The organism is Nocardiopsis sp. FR4 (assembly GCF_009830945.1).
Classification (GTDB): Bacteria; Actinomycetota; Actinomycetes; order Streptosporangiales; family Streptosporangiaceae; genus Nocardiopsis.
The window spans coordinates 16,207-34,665 of sequence record NZ_VWVV01000043.1 but is presented as its reverse complement, the minus strand read 5'-3'; the positions used below and the strand labels follow the sequence as shown (position 1 = coordinate 34,665).

Sequence of the window (18,459 nt, the reverse complement as noted above, 5' to 3'; positions counted from 1 at the left end):
AGGTCCGCGGCGTGTGCCTGGGGCGCCGCGAACGGGCTCATGAGGCTCGCGGCGCCCGCACCGACACCCACGATCGCGGCGCGTTGGAGGAACGACCTACGGCTCGGAGCCGGATCGAATGGCATGACCACTCTCCTGGGTCGGGGAACCACCGCAGAGGCCGGGGGAGGGCAGGGGGAAGCAGCCGACACGCGGTGACTCAGGGGGATTCCCAGGGACATTCACGACTTGGAAGGGACAAGTCTCGTGTCTAGTGGCAAAAAGTCAGATTGCCTAAGTTCTACTCGCGGGCAGGGGCCGCGCCGCCCCTGCCGGGGTCCGCGGAGGACGCCGGGGGCGGTCCTGGTGACCGCGGTGCCGGGGCGCGGGAGCGCACGCCGGCGTAGACCGCCAGTGGCCTGGAGGCGACCGCGCGGGCATGCGCTCCGCGCGCCGGTTCCGGACCGATCTCCCGATCGGGACAAAGGTCCCGCGATCCCCGTGATATCGCGGTTGGCGCGGCGGTGGCGGCGGCAGGGTGCTGACCGCGGTGAACGCACGGATGCGCCCGGGAGGGATCGTCCAGGCCTTTTCTCCGGGTTGTCGGCACCGTGAAGTATCTCCTTTCCGCGGCGCTCCCCCCGGGTCGGCGGAGAAGAACGGGCGGAACCGTCGAAAGAGGGCTCCGGATTCGTTCACCCGCATTCGCGTGCGTGTTCCGCGGGGGGCGGTAGAGCCGGCGGGCGTCCCGTCCCCCCGCCCCTCCGAAAGCCGTGTCGACGGGGCGGGCCGTCCGCGGGCCCGGGGAGCCGTGCGATTCCCCGGGTGGGGGCGCCTTCACCCGGGAAAATCATCAAATCACCACATAAAAGTGATTTGTGATATATCCGACATAATGCCTGCTCGGGTTCGGTGAACCCGAGGTTTTCCCAGCGCGCGCGGAGTTGCTCCACGTTCCCCGGACGGCGTGTGTATACGGTCGAAAGCGAAGGCCGTTCCCGGAGTTTCTCCGCTGGTCGTTCCGGGTTTCGCCCGAGAGCGAGGTCGGAAACCGCGACGAGGGCACCGGATGGCCCCCGCCATTCGTCGCCGGCCGGTGGCCGGACGTTGGTCGGCGAACGGCTCCCCGTTCAGTCATGTCGAGAAAGGTTGCTTTCCGCCGGCACCCCGGCTGGTTTCGCTCCCCCACGTATCGGAGGCAACCACATGCCAACGACGTATTCACGAGACGAACGAACGCGGCGCGCCACACGCGTGCGCCGCCACCTCCGAACCGCGCTGACGGCTTCCCTGGCCGCGGCCGTCGCCGGTTCCATGACCGTGGTCACCACTGCGGCCGTGGCGGCGCCCGGTACCCGGGAGGACACCGTCTACCGCGGCGGGATCGAGGTCGTCCGCACCCCCGTCGCCGACGGCTCGGTGCTGACCGGCCAGGTCTTCGTCGACGCCGACCGGGACGGCGTCAGCGACGGCGACGAGGCGGGACTGCCCGGCGTCGTGGTCACCAACGGCCGCGAGGTGGTGGAGACCGACCACGAGGGCCGCTACCGCCTGCCCGCCTTCGACAACATGACCGTGTCGATCACGCAGCCGTCGGGCCACCAGGTGCCGCTGGACGAGCACAACATCCCGCAGTTCCACTACAATCACCTGCCCGAGGGCTCCCCCGACCTGCGCTACGGCGGGATCGCGCCCACGGGTCCGCTGCCGTCCGCGGTCAACTTCCCGGTCGCGGAGAGCGAGGAGACCGCCGACGCCGAACAGGGCTGCGTCATCGCCGGGGACCTGCAGACCTACGACAGGCAGGAGATCGAGTACGCGCGCGCCGGTGCCATCCGGGATCTGGCCGAGCGCCACGACTACGCGGGCTGCGGCGCGCTGTTCGTCGGTGACGTCGTCGGCGACGACCTGTCGCTCTACCCCGACGTCAAGGACCTGGTCAGCGTGATCAACGGTCCGGTCCGCTTCCTGCCGGGCAACCACGACCTCGACTTCGACGCCCCGACCTCCGAGCACTCCTTCGACACCTTCCGGGCCCAGCTGGCCCCGGAGTACTACTCCTTCGACGTCGGCGACGTGCACGTCATCGCGCTGAACACCGTCGACTACCCGTGCACCGCGGGCGACGACAGCCCGGCGGGCATCGAGGGGCGCTGCGCCGACCCGCGGAACAGGCCGGCGTACAACGGCCGCATCGACGACGACCAGCTCGCCTGGCTCGAACGCGACCTGGACCTCGTCGACCGCGACAAGCTCATCGTCCTCGCCAGTCACATCAGCCTCCTCAACTATGCTGACGCGACCTCCCCGGTGCACCAGGTCGACCAGGTCCGACGCGTACACGAGCTGCTGCGGGGCCGCAGGGCCGTGGCGGTGTCCGGCCACAGCCACAGCATCGAGAACCTCAAGACGGGCGACGGCGTCGAGGGCTGGCGCGAGATCTTCGGTGTCGAGGGCCTGCCGTTCCCCCACATCACCGCGGGCGCGATCTCGGGTGACTGGTACTCCGGCGCGGTCGGCGAGGAGGGCTACCCCGCGGCGATCGGCCGCGACGGCGGCCGCCCCGGCGTGGTCACCCTGGACATCCGGGGCAACGGGTTCCGGGAGCGCTACACCGTCACCGGAGAGCCCGACGGGGCGCAGACGCAGCTGGCCATCAACAGCCCGACCTACCGGGAGTGGTTCGAGGAGCGCCGCGCCTGGAACAACGACCCCGTCGGCGAGGCCCCCGAGCTTGACGAGCCCCTGGTGGTCGACCGCGCGGACCTGATCGGCGGCAGCTGGCTGACGACCAACTTCTTCTTCGGCTCCACCGGGTCGACGGTCAGGGTCAGCATCGACGGCGGGCCGGCCCGGAAGGCCACGCGCACCCAGCGGATGGAGGGCGAGGCCGCCAACGTCGGTGTGGAGTACTCCGACCCCTACGCGGTGTCGCAGCAGCTGGTGCACGGCGGCAGCCTCGCCGACCGGACGATGCACCTGTGGCGGTTCGACCTGCCCAGGAACCTCCGCACCGGTGAGCACACCGCCGAGGTGACCGCGACCGACTCCTACGGCCGGGAGTTCACCGACGTCCTCGAGTTCGAGGTCGTGGGCCGGCGGTGAACCGGACCCCTCCGCGCTGAGGGCCGCCGCCCGGCGGCGGCCCTCGGAGACGGATCTCATCGAGATGTTCGAGGCCAGCCGGGGCGCGGTCCGCACGGCCCCGGAGGCGCTGTGCGCCGCCCGCGCCGCCGAGCGCACCGACCGGGGCGGTGCCCCTCAGCGGGCGGTGTCGGCGAACCTCTCGCGCAGACCGGTGACCAGCGCGTCGAGCGCGAGTTCGAAGGACCGGTCCGCGGCCTCCCGGGGGTCCTGCGACCGCTGGGCCGCGAACCGGGTGAAGGTCGGGGCCAGGTCCTCGCAGTCGCCGGGGTCGAAGAGGTCGGTCGGGGCGGACGCGTCGTAGGCGGCCCCGAAGACGAGCGCCTCGATCCCGACGATGACGTCCACGGCGTCCGCGCCGACGATCCCGGCGTCGCGCAGGCCGCAGGCCACCCGTTCGTACATCCGCAGCGTCTGGGGGGAGTCCGCCACGGAGAGGACCGCCATGAGCGGTATGAGCGCGGTGTGCCGCACGTAGCAGAGCCGGTAGGAGCGCGCCCAGTCCCGCAACGCCTGGTCCCAGGGCTTCGTGGCGAAGGCGGAGCAGTCGATCTGCTCGTTGATGCGGTCCTGGATCAGCACCAGCACGTCGCGCTTGGAGGAGACGTGGTTGTAGAGCGCTGAGGCGGAGACCCCGAGCTCGCGCGCCAGCGACGCCATGGTCAGGTGCTGGTAGCCCTGGTCGGTCACGATGCGGATCGCGTCCTGGGCGACGCGTTCAAGGCTCAGGATCGGCGAGGACGGTCTGCCCCTGCCCCGTGCGCTGCGCGGTTGCTGGCTCAATGACGCCTTCCCTCTGCTGCCTCGGTGGGGCATCGACGCGGTCCGCCCCAAGTGTAGAAGCGGCGCAGCCGCGCCGGAGCGGGGTGGTCGCGGGTCCGGCGTCCCGCCGGTCGGGCTCCCGCCAACGGCCATCGAGGTCGGCTCAGCTCCTTGACAGCGGGGGGCACCGTACCCATTAATGAACCGAGTTCATTTTAATGTTCCGAGGAGCACACCCATGAGTGGCACACACGTCATCGGCGGTGCCGAGACGCTCGACCGCGACGCCGTGGTCGTGGGCGCCGGCCCGGCCGGACCGATGGCCGCGCGCACGCTCCAGACCGCGGACCGGTCCGTCGCGGTCCTGGAGGCCCGGGGCCGTGCGGGCGGCCGCACCTGGTCCCGGAAGATCGGGGGTGCCTTCCTGGAGGTCGGGGGACAGCGGGTCCCGCCCGACCAGACCGAGCTGCTCGGCCTCCTCGACGAACCGGGCGTGAGCACCTTCCCGCGCCACCGGGCCTGCCCGGACCCGGCCGCGGGGGGCCACCAGCACGTCGACGGCGCCTTCCGCCAGGGGCGCCGCGCGGCCGAGGACATCCTCGGCGCCGGGTCACCGGTCGGGTGACGAGTGCCCGGGGCGCACGGCCCCGCCCCCCGGTGAGCACGCCTCCCCCGGCTCACTGGCTCCCGCGGCGCCGACCCCCGGCACCGGGAACGAACCCAGCGACGACAGGAAGAAACCATGACGGACACGATCGGACGGCCCGCCGAGACGGGCACCGACGCCCGAACCCACGGGAAGGGCCTCAGCAAGGGGGCGGTCGGACTCCTGGGAGGGCTGGTCATCGGCGTCTCCACCATCGCCCCGGCCTACACCCTCTCGGGGACCCTGGGCCCGACGGCCTCCGCGGTTGGTGAGCACCTGCCGGCGATCCTGCTGGTCGGGTTCGTCCCGATGCTGCTGGTGGCGATCGGCTACCGCCAGCTCAACAGGGCGATGCCGGACTCGGGCACCACCTTCACCTGGGTCTCCAGGGCCTTCGGCCCGTGGGTCGGCTGGATGGGCAGCTGGTGCCTGCTGGCGGCGACCATCCTGGTGCTCTCCAACCTCGCCGGGATCGCCGTCGACTTCCTCTACCTGGCGATCGCGCAGCTGAGCGGCCAGGAGCGGATAGCCGACCTCACACGCAACGTGCCGGTCAACATCCTGACCTGCCTGGCCTTCATGGCCGCCGCGGCCTGGATCTCCTACCGGGGGCTGGAGGCCACGAAGACGTTCCAGTACATCCTGGTCTCGTTCCAGGTCCTCGTACTGGTGTGGTTCTCGGTAGCCGCGTTCTCCCAGGTCGCCGCCGGGACGTCGTTCGACGCCCTGACCGTGCGGCCGGAGTGGTTCAACCCGTTCGGCGTCGGGTCCTTCTCCGCCTTCGCCGCCGGCGTCTCCCTCTCCGTCTTCGTCTACTGGGGCTGGGACGTGGTCGTGACGATGAACGAGGAGAGCCGCGGCACGACGACGACGCCGGGCAAGGCGGCCATCCTCACCATCCTCGTGATCGTGACGCTCTACACCCTCGTGACCCTGGCGACGCTGTCCTTCGCGGGTGTGTCCGCCGGTGAGTTCGGGCTGGGCAACCCGGACATCCAGGAGAACGTCTTCGCCGCGCTGGCCGGACCGGTCATGGGCCCCCTCGCCGTCCTCATGTCCCTGGCGGTGCTCTCCTCCTCCGCCGCCTCGCTGCAGTCCACGATGATCTCGCCGGCGCGGACGATGCTCGCGATGGGGCACTACGGGGCGCTTCCGCCCAGGTTCTCCAGGGTCAGCCCGGTGTACCGCACACCCGGCTACGCCACGGCCGTCGCGGTGGCCATCTCCTCCGTCTTCTACGCGGTGATGCGGGTGCTCTCCGAGAACGTCCTGTGGGACACGATCACCACGCTGGGCATGATGGTCTGCTTCTACTACGGAGTGACCGCCCTCGCCTGCGTCTGGTACTTCCGGCGCGAGGCGACCGCCTCGGTGAGCGGCCTGGTGACCAAGCTGGTGGCACCCCTCCTCGGCGGGATCCTGCTACTCGTCTTCTTCTGCCAGACGGTGTGGGACTCCATGGACCCCGCCTACGGCTCCGGATCGCAGATCGGCGGCGTCGGGCTGGTGTTCGTCCTGGGGGTCGCCATCTTCGCCCTCGGAGGCGTCACCATGCTCGCCCAGTACCTCCGGAACCCCGCTTTCTTCCGGCGCAGGTTCGAGACCACGGAGTACCCCGGCTGACGTCCCCCGGGCGCGGCGCACCTGGCCGTGCCCGCCCGGGGGGTCTTCGCTGCGGGCGGTGACGCCCCGGCCCTCGCGGCCCATGCCCGGAAGCGGGAGGCCTCGTCGTACTGACCCGCATCCCGTCCCACCCGTTCCCGTACGCTCCGGCCACGGGTGTGAGGAACTATCTGGCCGAAGGCGTTTCCGGCGCCGGCAAGACCCCGGTCTCCGGAGAACCGCGGCGGCGCGGCCACCACGCCGTCAACGGCGACCGTGAACCGGCCCACCAGGGCGATCCGGAAACCGGCGAACCCACGCACGACATCGGACACGAGCACCACGTCTGGCATGTCGGCAAGGTGAGGTCCCCGGTCGCCGACCAGGACCACCCGGTGACGTTCTTCTGCGGCGGTTGCAGGAACTTCCCACAGTTCGTGGACCTCTTCGACGGAGTCTTCGTCCTCGCGGTCGACCTCGCGACACCGCATCGGCGACTCGACGAGCGGCCGGACGACGGGTGGGGCGGGAGGCAGTCGGAACGGGACCTCGTCGTGCGCCTGCACCGGACGAAAGAGAACATTCCGAAGGACGGTACCGCCATCGACGCCACCGCGCCGCTCGCACGCGTTGTCGACGAGACCATCCGCCGAACCGGGGGGCAAAGACCCTCCCCGCGGCGCGGACTCGTCCGAAGGGCCGGAACCGCGGCTGGCCCGGGACCGTCCGAGGAGCGGGAAGGACGGTGAGTACGTGCACCACGTTCAGCATGACCTCGTACTGCGCCCCGGCCTCCGGGCGGGCTGGACGCGACTGGCCTTCGGGATGGCGGGCGCCGTGCTCGTGACCGCCGACATCTGGTTCTTCGCCGGGCTGGGGGCGGCCCTGGCCGCGGCCGCCGGATGGGCCGTGCTGCTCTCCCTGGCGATCGCGCACCTCTACCGCGCCAGGATCATCCTGACCGCGTACGAGATCGTCCTCAGGGGGGCGTTCTTCCAACGGCGCCGGCCGCGTGCGCGGGCCGTGTGGACGATTCGCGCGACCGTCGTCCAGCCGCAGGGGCATTCCTGCGACACCCTGTTCGTCCTCGACGCCCACGGTGGTGTGCTCGTCAGGCTGCACGGCACCAACTACGGGACCGAGGACCTGGACAGGTTCGTGGACGCGCTCGGACTGCCGTGCAGCGGCCCGGACGGCCCCGTCACCCCCAAGCAGCTCCACGCGTTCCGCCCGGGCCTCACATCGTGGGTCGAACGGCACCCCTACCTGCTCGGGTTCGCGATCACCGGCGTCCTGGTCCTGATCACGCTGGTCGGCGTACTGGTGGGAACGGTGATGGCGGCATAGCCGCGCCGGCGCAGCGTTGGCGGGAAGGCCCCGGACCGGCTGCGGGCACGGCGGAGGGCGTCGGGGACCGGTGTGCGGGAACTGGCCCGGGCTTCCGGCCGGACCACCTGCCGGAACCGGATGCGATCGCGTGCGAGGAGGACCGCTCCGCCACACGGGACGGGGCCGCGGCCGGGGCTGAGGCGTCCGGTGCGGCGGAGCTCCACGAGACCGCCGGCCTCGCCGTAGGGGACCCCGCGAGAGCCGGTGTCGTCGCGGAGGTTGACGACGGCCTCACGGCGGGGGCGAACGGAGCCGTGCGAACACGCGATCCACCCCTTTCATCCGGCCGGGTCGGCCTGAAAAGAATGGGTGCGGCATCTATCTGTGTTCGAAGCGACCGAAACCGGGCGCAAACTTGCATTCCCATGCGTGATCATCAAAGATTGACCGAACCAATCCCCAATAAAGGATTCCCTCTTGCGTTTCATCAAGAAGGCCCTCTCCGCCCTCGGCCTTTCCGCTTCCATGCTGTTCCTGGCAGCGGCGCCCGCGTCCGCTCACACCCTCGACGAAGCAGTCCGCGCCGGAGCTGGTTGCGGCTGGACGAGCGGGAGTTACAGCACGCTGCACTCCGCCGCAGTCACCACCAACGGGGGAACACGATACGGAACCGCATACCTGCTGTGGAGCAACACTTACCAGCAGAACTGCGTGGTCACCATTAAGAGCGGCGCAACGCACGGAGTCAGCACGCGGACCGCTGCTTACCTTTACTTGAGCGGCTCTGGCAATGAGTACTACTACGACGACGGAAACTATGCGCATTATGCGGCGCGTGCGTACGGCGCAGGTGGGAGGTGCGTTGCCTACGCTGGAATCATCTACGGCACGAGCGGCACGCTGGCCACCGGCGGCCGATCTGAATACGGAAACTGCGGCTAGGACGAGCAGCTGGTCAACTGGACCACGGTTTCCGTAGGCTGACACCGGAACGGTGCCGGCGTCAGCGCGTTCCCCGCCACCGACGCGGTCGGAACCGCGTCGATCCGGTACCCGGCACTGTTCCGGTTCGGTCTGCCCGGGCGGACCAGGTCCACGTCGCGGGAGGCGTGGCGGCCTCGACCGCGTCGAAGCACCAGGAGGCCGACCGGGCTGCCGTGGTGCGCGCACCGGCCGGTCCTGACCCGGCTCCCGACCCCGTCCGGGCTGGTGGCCGTCCGGCCGGGCCCGCAAGGCCGCCGAGCCCGAGGTGCGGGGACCGCGCCGGGCGACGCGATCCCCAGGTCAGCGTCGGCTTCCTCCGGGTCAGCGGCCTTCGGGGGTGAGGGTCCGCGTCCAGAGCGAGTCCCCGTTGGCGTCACGCAGGAAGACGGTGAGCTCCTTGCTCCTCCGGTCGATCTCGATTTCGCCGAAGTGTTGGTAGCCGTCGAGCGGCGAGGTGTTCGCCGCAGGCGGAGCGTTCTGGAACACCACTTCGGGCCCGAAGGTGGGGTCGAGTGCGTTCGGCCCGAACGCACCGGCGTGCAGCGGCCCGGAGACGAACTCCCAGAACGGGGTGAACTCGCGGCTGCTCGCGCGCTCGGGGGAGTAGTGGTGCGCGGCGGTGTAGTGGACATCGGCCGTCACCCACACCACGTTCCGCGCGCCCCGGCGGTGCAGGCCGTGCAGCACCTCGTCGAGTTCGGCCTCGCGCCCGCGCGGTTCGCCGGGCAGGCCGTTGGCCACCGCCTCGATGCCGTCGCCGTCGCGCACGATCAGGCCGAGCGGCATGTCGGAGGCGATCACCTTCCAGGTCGCGGTGGACGCGGAGACCCCGTCGACCAGCCAGCGTGCCTGAGCGTCGCCGAGGACGCGCTCGAAAGCGGCGGTTCCCGCCGAGTTGGCGTCCCGGTAGGGCCGCATGTCGATGACGAAGACGTCCAGGTCGGGGCCGTAGGACAGCTTGCGGTAGATCTTGCCGTCCACCGCCTCGGCCGGGACGATGGGCATCCACTCGTGGAAGGCCCGGTGGGCCCGCCGGGCCAGGAGGTCGACGTCGGTCTCGGTGTAGCGGTCGTCGTTGAGGATCTCGCCCGGGTACCAGTTGTTGACGACCTCGTGGTCGTCCCACTGCACGATCTGCGGAACCCGGGCGGCGAAGCCGCGCAACGAGTCGTCGAGCAGGTTGTAGGCGTACTGGCCGCGGAACTCGGCCAGCGTCTGCGCGACCGCCGCCTTCTCCTCGGTGACCACGTTGCGCCACGTGCGCCCGTCGGGCAGTATGACGCTCTCCTCGACCGGGCCGTCGGCGTAGACGCTGTCGCCCAGGTGGAGGAAGAAGTCCGGGTCGCGGTCGGCCATGGCGGCGAAGATCGGCATGCCGCCGATGTCGGGATTGATGCCCCATCCCTGGCCTGCGACGTCTCCGGAGAACAGGAAGCGGATCGTGTCGTCGTCGGCGCCTCCGGCGGTACGGAAGCTGCCTTCGAGGACTTCACTGGTGTGCCGTCCGCTTTCGGCGTGCACCCGCAAGTACACCTCCTGGCCTGCGTCGAGCCCGGTGATGCGGACCCGCCCCGTGCCGTCGCTGGCCGGGGTGAGCTGCGGCCCGCGGACGGTGCGTGCGTCGCGGAAGTCGGGCCGGGTGGCGACCTCGACGACCATCCGTGCGGGGCGGTCGGCCCGCGTCCAGACCACAGCTCCGTCGACGCGGGGGTCGCCGAGCTGGATGCCGTGCGTCAGGACCGGGCGGTTCCGGCCCTGGGCCAGGGCGGGAGCGGCCCCGCCCCCGGCCAGGAGGGCGCTCGCGGTGCCCGCGGCGCCCAGGCGGAGGGCGGATCGACGTGAGAGGTCGGTGCGTGCCATGAAGGCTCCTCGTCGAGGGGGATTGGTCACCCACGGTTTCTATCCGGAACTTCCGTCCCCTGTTTGAACGAGAGCCGACACCCGGATAAATACGAGCGGCGGTCGTTCGGGGAGACGCGGTCGTGCTTCCCGCGACTCGATGGGCGTTCTCCCCCGGAGGTTCCCGCTTCGCGCTGTGGGGCGGTCAACACGCCAGGGCGGCCCCCGGGAGCGGGGGGTGTCGGGGGCGGGCCAGGCGTTACAGGGTCGTGGCCGCACCCCTGGCGGAGCGCCCCGGCACGGTGCCCCCGGAGCCACGGAACGTCGGAGTACCCGGGAGGCGGGCGGACGGCGCCCCGCACCGGGGAGCACCCGTGGAGCACCTCGGGCCCCGGACACGGCGGGGCAAGGAGACGCCCCGGCGCGAACCCGGTCGGCTGTCCACGACGGCTCGTGGGGCGCGGAGACCCGGCGCCCGCGGCCGCACGCTCATCGGCGGCGGCCGCGGGGATTCCGCCCGGGGTCAGCTCAGGTGACCAGTCCATGCCGGTAGGCGTGGACCACCGCTTGGACCCGGTCGCGCAGGCCGAGCTTGGTCAGGATCCGTGAGACGAACGTCTTCACCGTCTCCTGGCTGATGAACAGGGCCGCGGCGATCTCACTGTTGGACAGCCCGTCGGCGATCAGGCGCAGGACCTGCAGTTCGCGCGGGGTCAGCGGCATATCGACCGGATCGGCCTGGGAGGGCCGGATCCGGGAGGCGAACCTGCCGACCAGTTGGCGGGTGACGTCGGGGTCCAACAGCGCCGCGCCGGTGGCCACGGTCCGGATCCCGTGCAGAAGCCGGGCTGGGGGCGCGTCCTTGAGCAGGAACCCGCTGGCGCCCGCGCGCAGTGCCTCGTAGACGTACTCGTCGAGATTGAACGTCGTGACCACGAGGACCTTGACGGGGTGTTCCACCCCGGCTCCGGCCAGGTGCCGCGTGGCCTCGATGCCGTCGAGCACGGGCATGCGCACGTCCATCACCACGACGTCGGGGCGCAGCCGCTCGGCGAGCTCGACCGCGGCCCCGCCGTCCCCGCACTCGCCGACGATCTCAAGGTCGGGTTGGGCGTCGATGATGGTGACCAGCCCGGTGCGGATCAGCACCTGGTCGTCGCAGACCAGGACCCGGATCGGCACGCTCATGCCCGGCCGCCCGCCGGGGCTCGGGCGGGGATGCGCGCGTCCACGGTGAAGCCCCCGCCCTCGCGCGGACCCGCGGAGAACTCACCGCCCAGGACCTCGACGCGTTCGCGCAGGCCGACCAGGCCGCGCCCGCCGCCCCCGGGCGGGACGCCCGAAGCCCCGGAGCGGTCGGTGGTGACGTTCACGGTGATCTCCTCGGGGCGGTGGCGCACGCGGACGGTGGTGGGGCTGCCGTGCGCGTACTTGAGGGCGTTGGTCAGGGACTCCTGCACGACGCGGTGCGCGACGAGGTCGGCGCTGCCGTGCGAGGCGGCCGGGGTGCCCTCTTCGGTGAACTCCACCGGCTGACCGGCCCTGCGGGTGCGCTCCACCACGGACAGCAGCCCCTCGTCGGCCCCGGGGACGGAGGCGGAGTGGCCGGGGTTGAGGACATCGAGCAGGTGGCGCATGTCGGTGATGGCCCGTCGGCCTGTGTCGGTGATCGCGTTCAGGGCCTCGTCCAGCCGCCCGGGCGCGGCCGTCAGGTAGCGGGCCGCCTCGGCCTGCACGACCATCGCGGTCACGTGATGGGTCACGACGTCGTGCAGCTCGCGGGCGATGCGGGTGCGTTCGGCGGTGCGGGTGGCCTCGGCGACGAGGCGGCGGCGCTCGGCCTCGGCTGCGCGGGTGGACCGCAGCCACGCCCCGGCCCCCCAGGAGAAGGCCAGCGCCGCGTAGAAGAACAGGTACGCGGGCAGGGTCTCGCCCGTGCCGACCCGGGACACCGCGACCGCCAGTGCCGCGTAGGCCGCCGAGCCCACCACCATGGTGGTGCGCCGGTACGAGGACAGGTGCGCGCCCGCGCTCAACAGCGCGATGGGCATCGCGGTGCCCGCGACCAGGTGGTAGCCGCTCATCTGGTCGAGGGCGAAGCCGCAGGCCACCAGGGCCAGGGACAGAGCTGGCCACCGTCGGCGCCCGGCCAGGGGCAGGCACTGCAGGGCGGCCGCGAGCAGCCCCAAAGCGTCGAAGGGGCGGTCCGCCACGCCGCCGAACTCGGTCCCGTATCCGTGCGCCGACGGGATGAGGGAGGCGGAGAGGAGCAGCAGGGCCAGGGGCAGGTCGCGGAGGGTGACGTCGAGTCGCCGCCACAGGCGGGAAAACCGCTGAAGCGAGGTCACCGGGGAAGTGTAGCGGTGGGGGCGGGCCGCGCGACACGTCGGCGGACGGGGACGATCCGGCCGCGGCGGCGTGCGATCCACATGAACACCACGGTGGCGATGACGCAGGACACCACGGAGTACACGCTGCCCTCGGGGCCGAACCCGCCGCCGGTGACCAGGGTGTGGCCGGACATGGTGGCGTCCAGCAGCCCCGGGGGTGTGTCGTTGCCCGAGACCTCGGTGCCGAAGAGGGCGGATCCGGCGATGTTCCAGCCGAGGTGCAGGCCGATGGGCAACCACAGGCTGCGGGTGGCGACGTAGGCGGCGGTGAGCATGCCGCCGGCCTCGATGGCGATGGCGACGGCGCCCCACAGGGTGGCGTGCGGATTGACCATGTGCACCAGGCCGAAGGCCAGTCCGGTCAGTCCGAGGGAGATCCAGGTGCCGGTGCGCTCCTCGATGACGCGGAACAGCACACCGCGCCACATCAGCTCCTCGGTCACCGCGACGGCGCCCATGAAACCGACCAGGCCCAGGGCGCTCATCGGGGAGCCCAGCCCGTGGACCTGGTAGCCGCCGAGGAAGGCGATGTTGGCGATGACCAGGGCGAACAGGCCGACACCGAGGAGGGCGCCCCCACTGGTGGCGGCGGTGGCTCCCGTCCAGGCCAGTTCGGTCACATCGCGCCTCTCGGTACGGCGCACCACCCACCGGTAGACGAAGACCGAGGCCACGGCGACCAGGAGGCCCAGGACCAGGGAGAGCCAGGGGTCGTCCTGAACCGCGAAGAGCGCTTGTCCACCGAGGAGGGCGACCGCGGCGACGGCCAGGAGCTGCCAGAGAAGTCTCATGGGGTTCCTCATCGAATCGGTACGGCCGGGGTGCCGCGACTGGTGGGAACGCTACTGACCGGGGCGGGGCGAGGTCGTCACCATGGAGTGGACACCTTCCCGTAGCTCTCCCGGGGGACACGGGGCGGGGAGACGAACCGGCGCCGACCGTCCCGTCCCCGGTGGCCGCGTACGGGCGGGTGGTGGCGCGGGCGCCGGGTCGCCCGCACGCCCCCTGAGGGCCGCCGACCGCACGACCGCCCCGGCGCTCTCCGCGGGCGGCCTTTCCGACCCCGGAGGCCGCGGGCATGCCCGTGGCGGTACCGCCCGGCTCCAGCGTGTCGAACCCGGACACCCCCGGGACTCGGCGTACCGGACCGTCAGTATGCCAGAACTTCCATCACACCCGGCATGAAACGGCCGCCGCCCCTTCCGCCCGGTGTCACCAGGGGACGACACCCCCGTCGTCGAAGAACCCGCCGCGCGGTCCGTCATCCGGCAGGGTGGCGAGCCGGATCGCGATCGCGGCGCCCTGCTCGGGCGTCCGCGGGGCGTTGAAGCCGGTGAAGTCCGTGGCCACATAGCCGGGGCAGGCGGCGTTGACGATGATGCTCGTGTCGGAGAACCGGCGGGCGTACTGGGCCGTGATGCCGTTGAGCATGGTCTTCGACGGCGCGTACGCGGCCAGTACCGGTCCTGTCCGCATCGTCAGCGAGCCCATGTTGCTCGACATGTTGACGATCCTCGGCGCGTCCGAGCGGCGGAGCAGCGGGAGCATCGCGTTGGTGACCCGGACGACCCCGAAGACGTTGGTGTCGAGGACGGTCCGCACGACGTCGAGGTCGAGTGTCGTCGGGTCCTGTCTGCCGCCATCGGTCCGGCCGGCGATACCCGCGTTGTTGACGAGCGCGTCCAGGCGCCCCGCCGTCCTTTCGACGGTTGCCGCCGCCGCGGCGGCGCTGTCGTCGGAGGTGACGTCGAGGGCGACCCCGAACGCGTCGACGCCCGCGGCCCGCAGGCGCTCCACGGCTTCCTCGCGCCGCGCGTCGTCACGTGCCCCCACCCCGACCCTGAAGCCGACGGCCCCGAGTCCCCGGGCGATGGCGAAACCGATTCCCTTGTTGGCGCCGGTGACCAGCGCTACCTTCGTGTCGTTCACGTGGTTCATACTCGGAGGCCGCGCGTTCGGGGTCCAACACCGATCCGATCCGCTGTGATACCCGTCCGGTATGAGCCGTTAGGCTGCCAGAGTGGACCATCTCGAGACCCGAGAGCTGCGGTACTTCGTCGCCGTCGCGGAGGAACTCAACTTCGGGCGCGCCGCCGAGCGGCTCGGGATCGCCCAGCCACCGCTCTCGCGCGCGATCCGCCAGTTGGAGCACCGGCTCGGTGCCAGGCTCCTCGACCGGAACCGACGCGGCGTGGCGCTCACCCATGCCGGCACGGTGCTGCTCCGAGAGGCCAGAACGGCCCTCGACGCGGTCGGGGCCGCCGTTCGCCGGACGCGGCGCGCCGCGGACCCGCAACGGCCGCTGGCGCTCGCGACGAAGGCCGGAGCCTCCCACCAGCTGCTGCGACGGCTTCTCGACGCGGTCGCGGCCGAACCCGGTGCCGCGCCGATCGACGTCATCCTGTGCGAGGTCGGCGAGCAGGCAGGGCTGCTCCGCAGCGGGCGCGCTGACGTGGCACTCATGCATCACCCGTTCGACGACCTCGCCGGGTTCGACACCGAGGCCCTCTACGTCGAAGGCCAGGTCGCGCTCCTTCCGGCAGGGCACCCGCTCGCCTCACGCGATGAGCTCACGCTGGCGGAGGTGCAGAACGTCCCGGACCTGCCGATCGCCAGGTGGCCGCGGCTCGACGGGTCGTATCCGGACGGGCCGGGACCGGAGGTACGCACCCAATCACAGCTCGCCCAGCTCGTGGCGCTCGGCAAGACGCTGCTTGTCATTCCCGCCTCCAGCCGCGCCTGGCAGTGGCCCGAACACGTAGCGGTGCCCGTCGTCGACGCACCGGACGTCACCACGGTGATCGCCTGGCCGCCGAGTAGCCGCTCCCCGGCGGTCGCGGCGCTCGTCCGCACGGCATCCGCGCTTTACGACACCGCACGGCCCGCACCGTGATCCCACCGCTTCACCGGGTTCCCCGGGGACCCCGTCCGGCCGGGGCTCCGGGTCACGGAACGGCGCAATGCTCCGCGAGGTGCCCGCCCGCCCGAACCGGACCTCGTGCTGCGGAGCACACCCGGGCCCCGGCGGCGTCCGACGGCACCTCGTGAGGCCCCGTAAGCCGGGTGCCGCCTTCCGTCACGCGGTGGGGGCGCCTACCCCTTCGGCTTGTCCTCGGGCCGGTAGGAGGTGGTGATCCACACCCCCGCCACCAGGGCCGCTCCGATCACGATCAGGGCGATCGCCCAGGACCCCACCGGCGCCATGGCCGTTCCGCACATACCGGCCGCCATGCTGGGCGGCGGCTCCCCCAAGGCAAACCATGCGTAGTACTCGTCGCCGCCGAACGGGGACCACCACCCCGCCCCGCACGGCCCGCCGGGGACCAGCCCGAGGGCCCCGCCGCCGGCGATCAGGGCGGCGGCCACCGTGCGGATGATCTGGACAGGGGACATGCGTCTCTCCTCAACACAGGGGGTTTCCACGTGGGACGCCCCCGCGCACCCCCCGGTTGCCGTTCGGCCCCACCGGATGCGCGAGATCGCGACGCTCTCCCGCGCCCCCGAACCCGTGCCCCGCCGTGTTGGCATGTACCGGGTTGGAGGCGTGTCCTCGGGTCCTCAGGCCGCGGTGCCCGGTGGTCTCCTCCCGGGCTCTGCGGGTGCCAGCCGGCCGATCGCCGGGTGCCGGCGTCGGCCGGCCGGTCCCGTCGGGGGCACCGGACCGGCCCCCCGGCCCGCCGGGCCACGGCCCGAACGGTGGGGGTGCCACCAGCCGGTGCCACCTAGGTGTCGGACACCACGAGCCCGGGACGGGCAGGGGGCGCCTCCACCGCGGCGGGCAGGAAAGCACGGGTGTCCGCGCAGGGGCCGAAGCGGACCCAGGCCAGCTCCCGCGCCCGGTGCCGGTCGAGCGCCAGCAGACTGCGCGCGCCCGGCGCGAACGCCGCCGGCCCGCACCGGGCGGCCGCGCGCAGCCGCCGCCAGCGCCGCGCATGCGCCCGGTGGCTGCGCGCGCTCACCCGCCGCCCCCGCGCGTCCTGCCCGCTGCGGGCCTCCCGCGGGGTGGCGTCGATCATCACCACGTGCATCTGGTACCGGCGCAGGCGGCACAGCAGGGCGAGCAGCGCGCGGACCGGGCTCCGGGTCCCGCACTCGTGCACCACCACCGGTCCGCCGCGCAGCGCCGCGGCCGTCCGGGCCAGGTGCAGTACGTGCACCGTCCAGCGCCACAGCGGGTAGGGGAGGTGGCCGAGCAGGCGCCTGAGCCGGTAGCGGGACTGTAGTGAGTCGATCACCCGTACGCCCTGCGCGGTGAGCACGGTTTGCTCCTCGTTGCCGTGGAGTCCGAACAGCCGGCGTAGCAGGGTGCTCTTTCCGGCTCCGGGTACTCCGGTGACCAGGAGCAGGGACCGTGGGGGGTAGACCATGCCGTGCGCTGTCGCGTCATCCGCCGTGGGCACGTGCCGTGTCGGCCCTTGGACCATCGTTGGTAGCTCCTCAAAGCCGACCCTTGTGCCGGTGGGGCGCGGCCGCACAGCGGCCGTGTCACCGATGCCATGACGCTACCGGGCAGCGAGGACTCCGAGAAGACGCGGGGTACCGGAGCCCCCACCACACCCGGCACGAGACACGGCCTCGCTTGACATCTATAGGACCGTCCCGGTACGAAACACTAGGTGTGCCATCTCTCAGCCGACCACGGTCGCAGATGGGGCCTTCGCTCCGGGCCACCTCAGCGAACTCACCCGTGCCCATCCCTTCGAGGTGGTCGACCTGTCCCACCCAGGAGGAATGAGGTAAAGAGACACAAAGCAGAACTATCCACACATTTGTGGTTACGGGCTCTCGGGTGTTCTGGCTGTGCTGCGCCCCCGGCGGGGTGCTGGGCGCAGCTGGAACCACAGCCTCGCACGTAGCCGATTTCCACTGGTGAGGACGGTGAACCTCGGTGTGTACCCCATGCCCTCCACGGCCACATGGATGTAGTCGCGTAGCTGTCACACATCGACCGGGTCGGACCCCACTTCGATTTGCATGGTGCGGTGCGGGCGAGTGGGACTCCATTCAAGATCGGCGATTGCTTCCTTCTCGGTGAGACCGGCGAGTGCGGGACGCACTGCGAGTTCTTCTCTGACGCGCTCCTGTCGCGCGGGATTCAGTGTCATCTCGGCTCTTCTTCGTCTCATACGCGGTGTCTGTGTGCCAGTACCGTCATGCAACTACCTGGGCGGGCTCCCGGCTCTGCACACCACCGGGACGGTCGAAGAACGCGATCGCGGCGAACCAGAGAAGGATGCAGATGCCCGCCGGGCGCAGCACCTCTTCAGGCAGCAGGGTTCCGACAAAGGAATACCCTGCCAGCCACAGACCGGTGATGGTGCCGAAGACCATGACCATACGAGACCGGTTGACGAATGAGCTGGCGATGATCCAGACGCCGGCGAGAACGTGTCCGCCGAGCCTCACCGCCCAGGCGGTGTCATGGGGAATGTCGTTGATCATCAGGATTCCCGCCAGTACGTCGAGGGCGATCCACCCGTATCCGGCCGCCTTCGCCCACGGCGCTGCATCCAGGCGGGAGATGAGGAACAGAATGGAAAGATGGAAGAAGATCCCCAAGTATTCTCCCCACCACACCTCCGGCGAGACGAAGAACGCGATCACCGCGGGCGTGAACAGGATCAGTGGCAGGATCGCGACGGTGCGCAGGCTGAGGTAGGGGTGACTGCTGTCGAACATGAGGACTCCTCGGGAGCAACGGGGGCGGCTGCCCGGAAGGATAGGAGCGAGGTTGTTGACATGTCAACACGAAGATCGCTTGGGAGTGCAACACAACTGTGGTTG

The 18,459-nt window shown here is 71.2% G+C and carries 17 protein-coding genes and 1 pseudogene; 7 read left to right on the top strand and 11 right to left on the bottom strand.

The genetic code is table 11. The annotated features are described in order from the left end of the window. Window positions 1–125 (bottom strand): twin-arginine translocation signal domain-containing protein (locus FYW95_RS29030; RefSeq protein ID WP_160050903.1); only part of this gene is annotated, 125 nt, incomplete at its 3' end. 1,168 nt (window positions 126–1,293) lie between these two features. Here FYW95_RS29030 and FYW95_RS26365 point away from each other — a divergent pair. Beyond that, window positions 1,294–3,084: a calcineurin-like phosphoesterase C-terminal domain-containing protein gene (locus FYW95_RS26365; protein ID WP_236568068.1), complete on the top strand. Its 1,791-nt coding sequence runs from the start codon at window positions 1,294–1,296 to the stop codon at window positions 3,082–3,084. Between the two features lie 156 nt (window positions 3,085–3,240). Here FYW95_RS26365 and FYW95_RS26360 read toward each other — a convergent pair whose 3' ends face one another. Next, window positions 3,241–3,906, bottom strand: a complete 666-nt coding sequence (locus FYW95_RS26360; protein WP_159945029.1) for a TetR/AcrR family transcriptional regulator — start codon at window positions 3,904–3,906, stop codon at window positions 3,241–3,243. Window positions 3,907–4,123: 217 nt separating this feature from the next. On the opposite strand from FYW95_RS26360, the pseudogene FYW95_RS26355 reads away from it, so the two are divergent. The 5 genes and pseudogenes from FYW95_RS26355 to FYW95_RS26335 all read left to right on the top strand — a co-directional run. Beyond that, a pseudogene (locus FYW95_RS26355) lies at window positions 4,124–4,406 on the top strand (FAD-dependent oxidoreductase); the annotation flags it as partial. Window positions 4,407–4,627: 221 nt separating this feature from the next. Then, the gene (locus tag FYW95_RS26350; protein ID WP_159945028.1) at window positions 4,628–6,154 is read left to right on the top strand and encodes an APC family permease; all 1,527 of its coding nucleotides are present in this window, start codon (window positions 4,628–4,630) and stop codon (window positions 6,152–6,154) included. A 158-nt stretch (window positions 6,155–6,312) separates the two neighbouring features. Then, window positions 6,313–6,882 (top strand): nucleoside kinase, encoded by a 570-nt coding sequence (locus FYW95_RS26345; RefSeq protein WP_236568059.1) that lies wholly within the window; start codon window positions 6,313–6,315, stop codon window positions 6,880–6,882. Window positions 6,883–6,886: 4 nt separating this feature from the next. Further along, on the top strand, window positions 6,887–7,480 hold the full coding sequence (locus FYW95_RS26340) for a hypothetical protein (RefSeq protein WP_159945027.1): 594 nt from the start codon (window positions 6,887–6,889) through the stop codon (window positions 7,478–7,480). A gap of 459 nt (window positions 7,481–7,939) precedes the next feature. Then, entirely contained in the window at window positions 7,940–8,404 is a 465-nt protein-coding gene (locus FYW95_RS26335; RefSeq protein ID WP_159945026.1) for a hypothetical protein, read from the top strand. 363 nt (window positions 8,405–8,767) lie between these two features. On the opposite strand, the gene FYW95_RS26330 is transcribed toward FYW95_RS26335, so the two are convergent. The 5 genes from FYW95_RS26330 to FYW95_RS26310 all read right to left on the bottom strand — a co-directional run bounded on the left by FYW95_RS26330 (window position 8,768) and on the right by FYW95_RS26310 (window position 14,613). Then, window positions 8,768–10,306 (bottom strand): alkaline phosphatase D family protein, encoded by a 1,539-nt coding sequence (locus tag FYW95_RS26330; protein ID WP_160050966.1) that lies wholly within the window; start codon window positions 10,304–10,306, stop codon window positions 8,768–8,770. A 507-nt stretch (window positions 10,307–10,813) separates the two neighbouring features. Further along, the gene (locus tag FYW95_RS26325) at window positions 10,814–11,473 is read right to left on the bottom strand and encodes a response regulator (RefSeq protein WP_159945024.1); all 660 of its coding nucleotides are present in this window, start codon (window positions 11,471–11,473) and stop codon (window positions 10,814–10,816) included. Beyond that, a complete protein-coding gene (locus FYW95_RS26320; protein ID WP_159945023.1) occupies window positions 11,470–12,633 on the bottom strand; it encodes a sensor histidine kinase in 1,164 nt (387 codons plus the stop codon). Before FYW95_RS26320 ends, FYW95_RS26325 begins: the two co-directional genes overlap by 4 nt. Continuing rightward, window positions 12,630–13,466, bottom strand: a complete 837-nt coding sequence (locus FYW95_RS26315) for a CPBP family intramembrane glutamic endopeptidase (protein ID WP_159945022.1) — start codon at window positions 13,464–13,466, stop codon at window positions 12,630–12,632. The genes FYW95_RS26320 and FYW95_RS26315 overlap by 4 nt, the downstream gene beginning before the upstream one ends. Window positions 13,467–13,887: 421 nt before the next feature. Next, window positions 13,888–14,613: an SDR family oxidoreductase gene (locus FYW95_RS26310; RefSeq protein WP_159945021.1), complete on the bottom strand. Its 726-nt coding sequence runs from the start codon at window positions 14,611–14,613 to the stop codon at window positions 13,888–13,890. An 82-nt stretch (window positions 14,614–14,695) separates the two neighbouring features. On the opposite strand from FYW95_RS26310, the gene FYW95_RS26305 reads away from it, so the two are divergent. Beyond that, window positions 14,696–15,568, top strand: coding sequence for a LysR family transcriptional regulator (locus FYW95_RS26305; protein ID WP_159945020.1), 873 nt, complete (start codon window positions 14,696–14,698; stop codon window positions 15,566–15,568). Between the two features lie 200 nt (window positions 15,569–15,768). Here the strand turns inward: FYW95_RS26305 and FYW95_RS26300 are convergent, their stop codons facing one another. The 4 genes from FYW95_RS26300 to FYW95_RS26285 all read right to left on the bottom strand — a co-directional run bounded on the left by FYW95_RS26300 (window position 15,769) and on the right by FYW95_RS26285 (window position 18,354). After that, entirely contained in the window at window positions 15,769–16,068 is a 300-nt protein-coding gene (locus tag FYW95_RS26300; RefSeq protein WP_160050965.1) for a hypothetical protein, read from the bottom strand. A gap of 329 nt (window positions 16,069–16,397) precedes the next feature. Further along, window positions 16,398–17,099 carry an ATP-binding protein gene (locus FYW95_RS26295; RefSeq protein WP_160050964.1) on the bottom strand — a complete coding sequence of 234 codons (702 nt, stop codon included), beginning with the start codon at window positions 17,097–17,099 and terminating at the stop codon, window positions 16,398–16,400. 513 nt (window positions 17,100–17,612) lie between these two features. Next, a complete protein-coding gene (locus FYW95_RS26290; RefSeq protein ID WP_159945018.1) occupies window positions 17,613–17,780 on the bottom strand; it encodes a hypothetical protein in 168 nt (55 codons plus the stop codon). 46 nt (window positions 17,781–17,826) lie between these two features. Then, on the bottom strand, window positions 17,827–18,354 hold the full coding sequence (locus tag FYW95_RS26285) for a hypothetical protein (RefSeq protein WP_159945017.1): 528 nt from the start codon (window positions 18,352–18,354) through the stop codon (window positions 17,827–17,829). Between the last annotated feature and the right edge of the window lie 105 nt (window positions 18,355–18,459).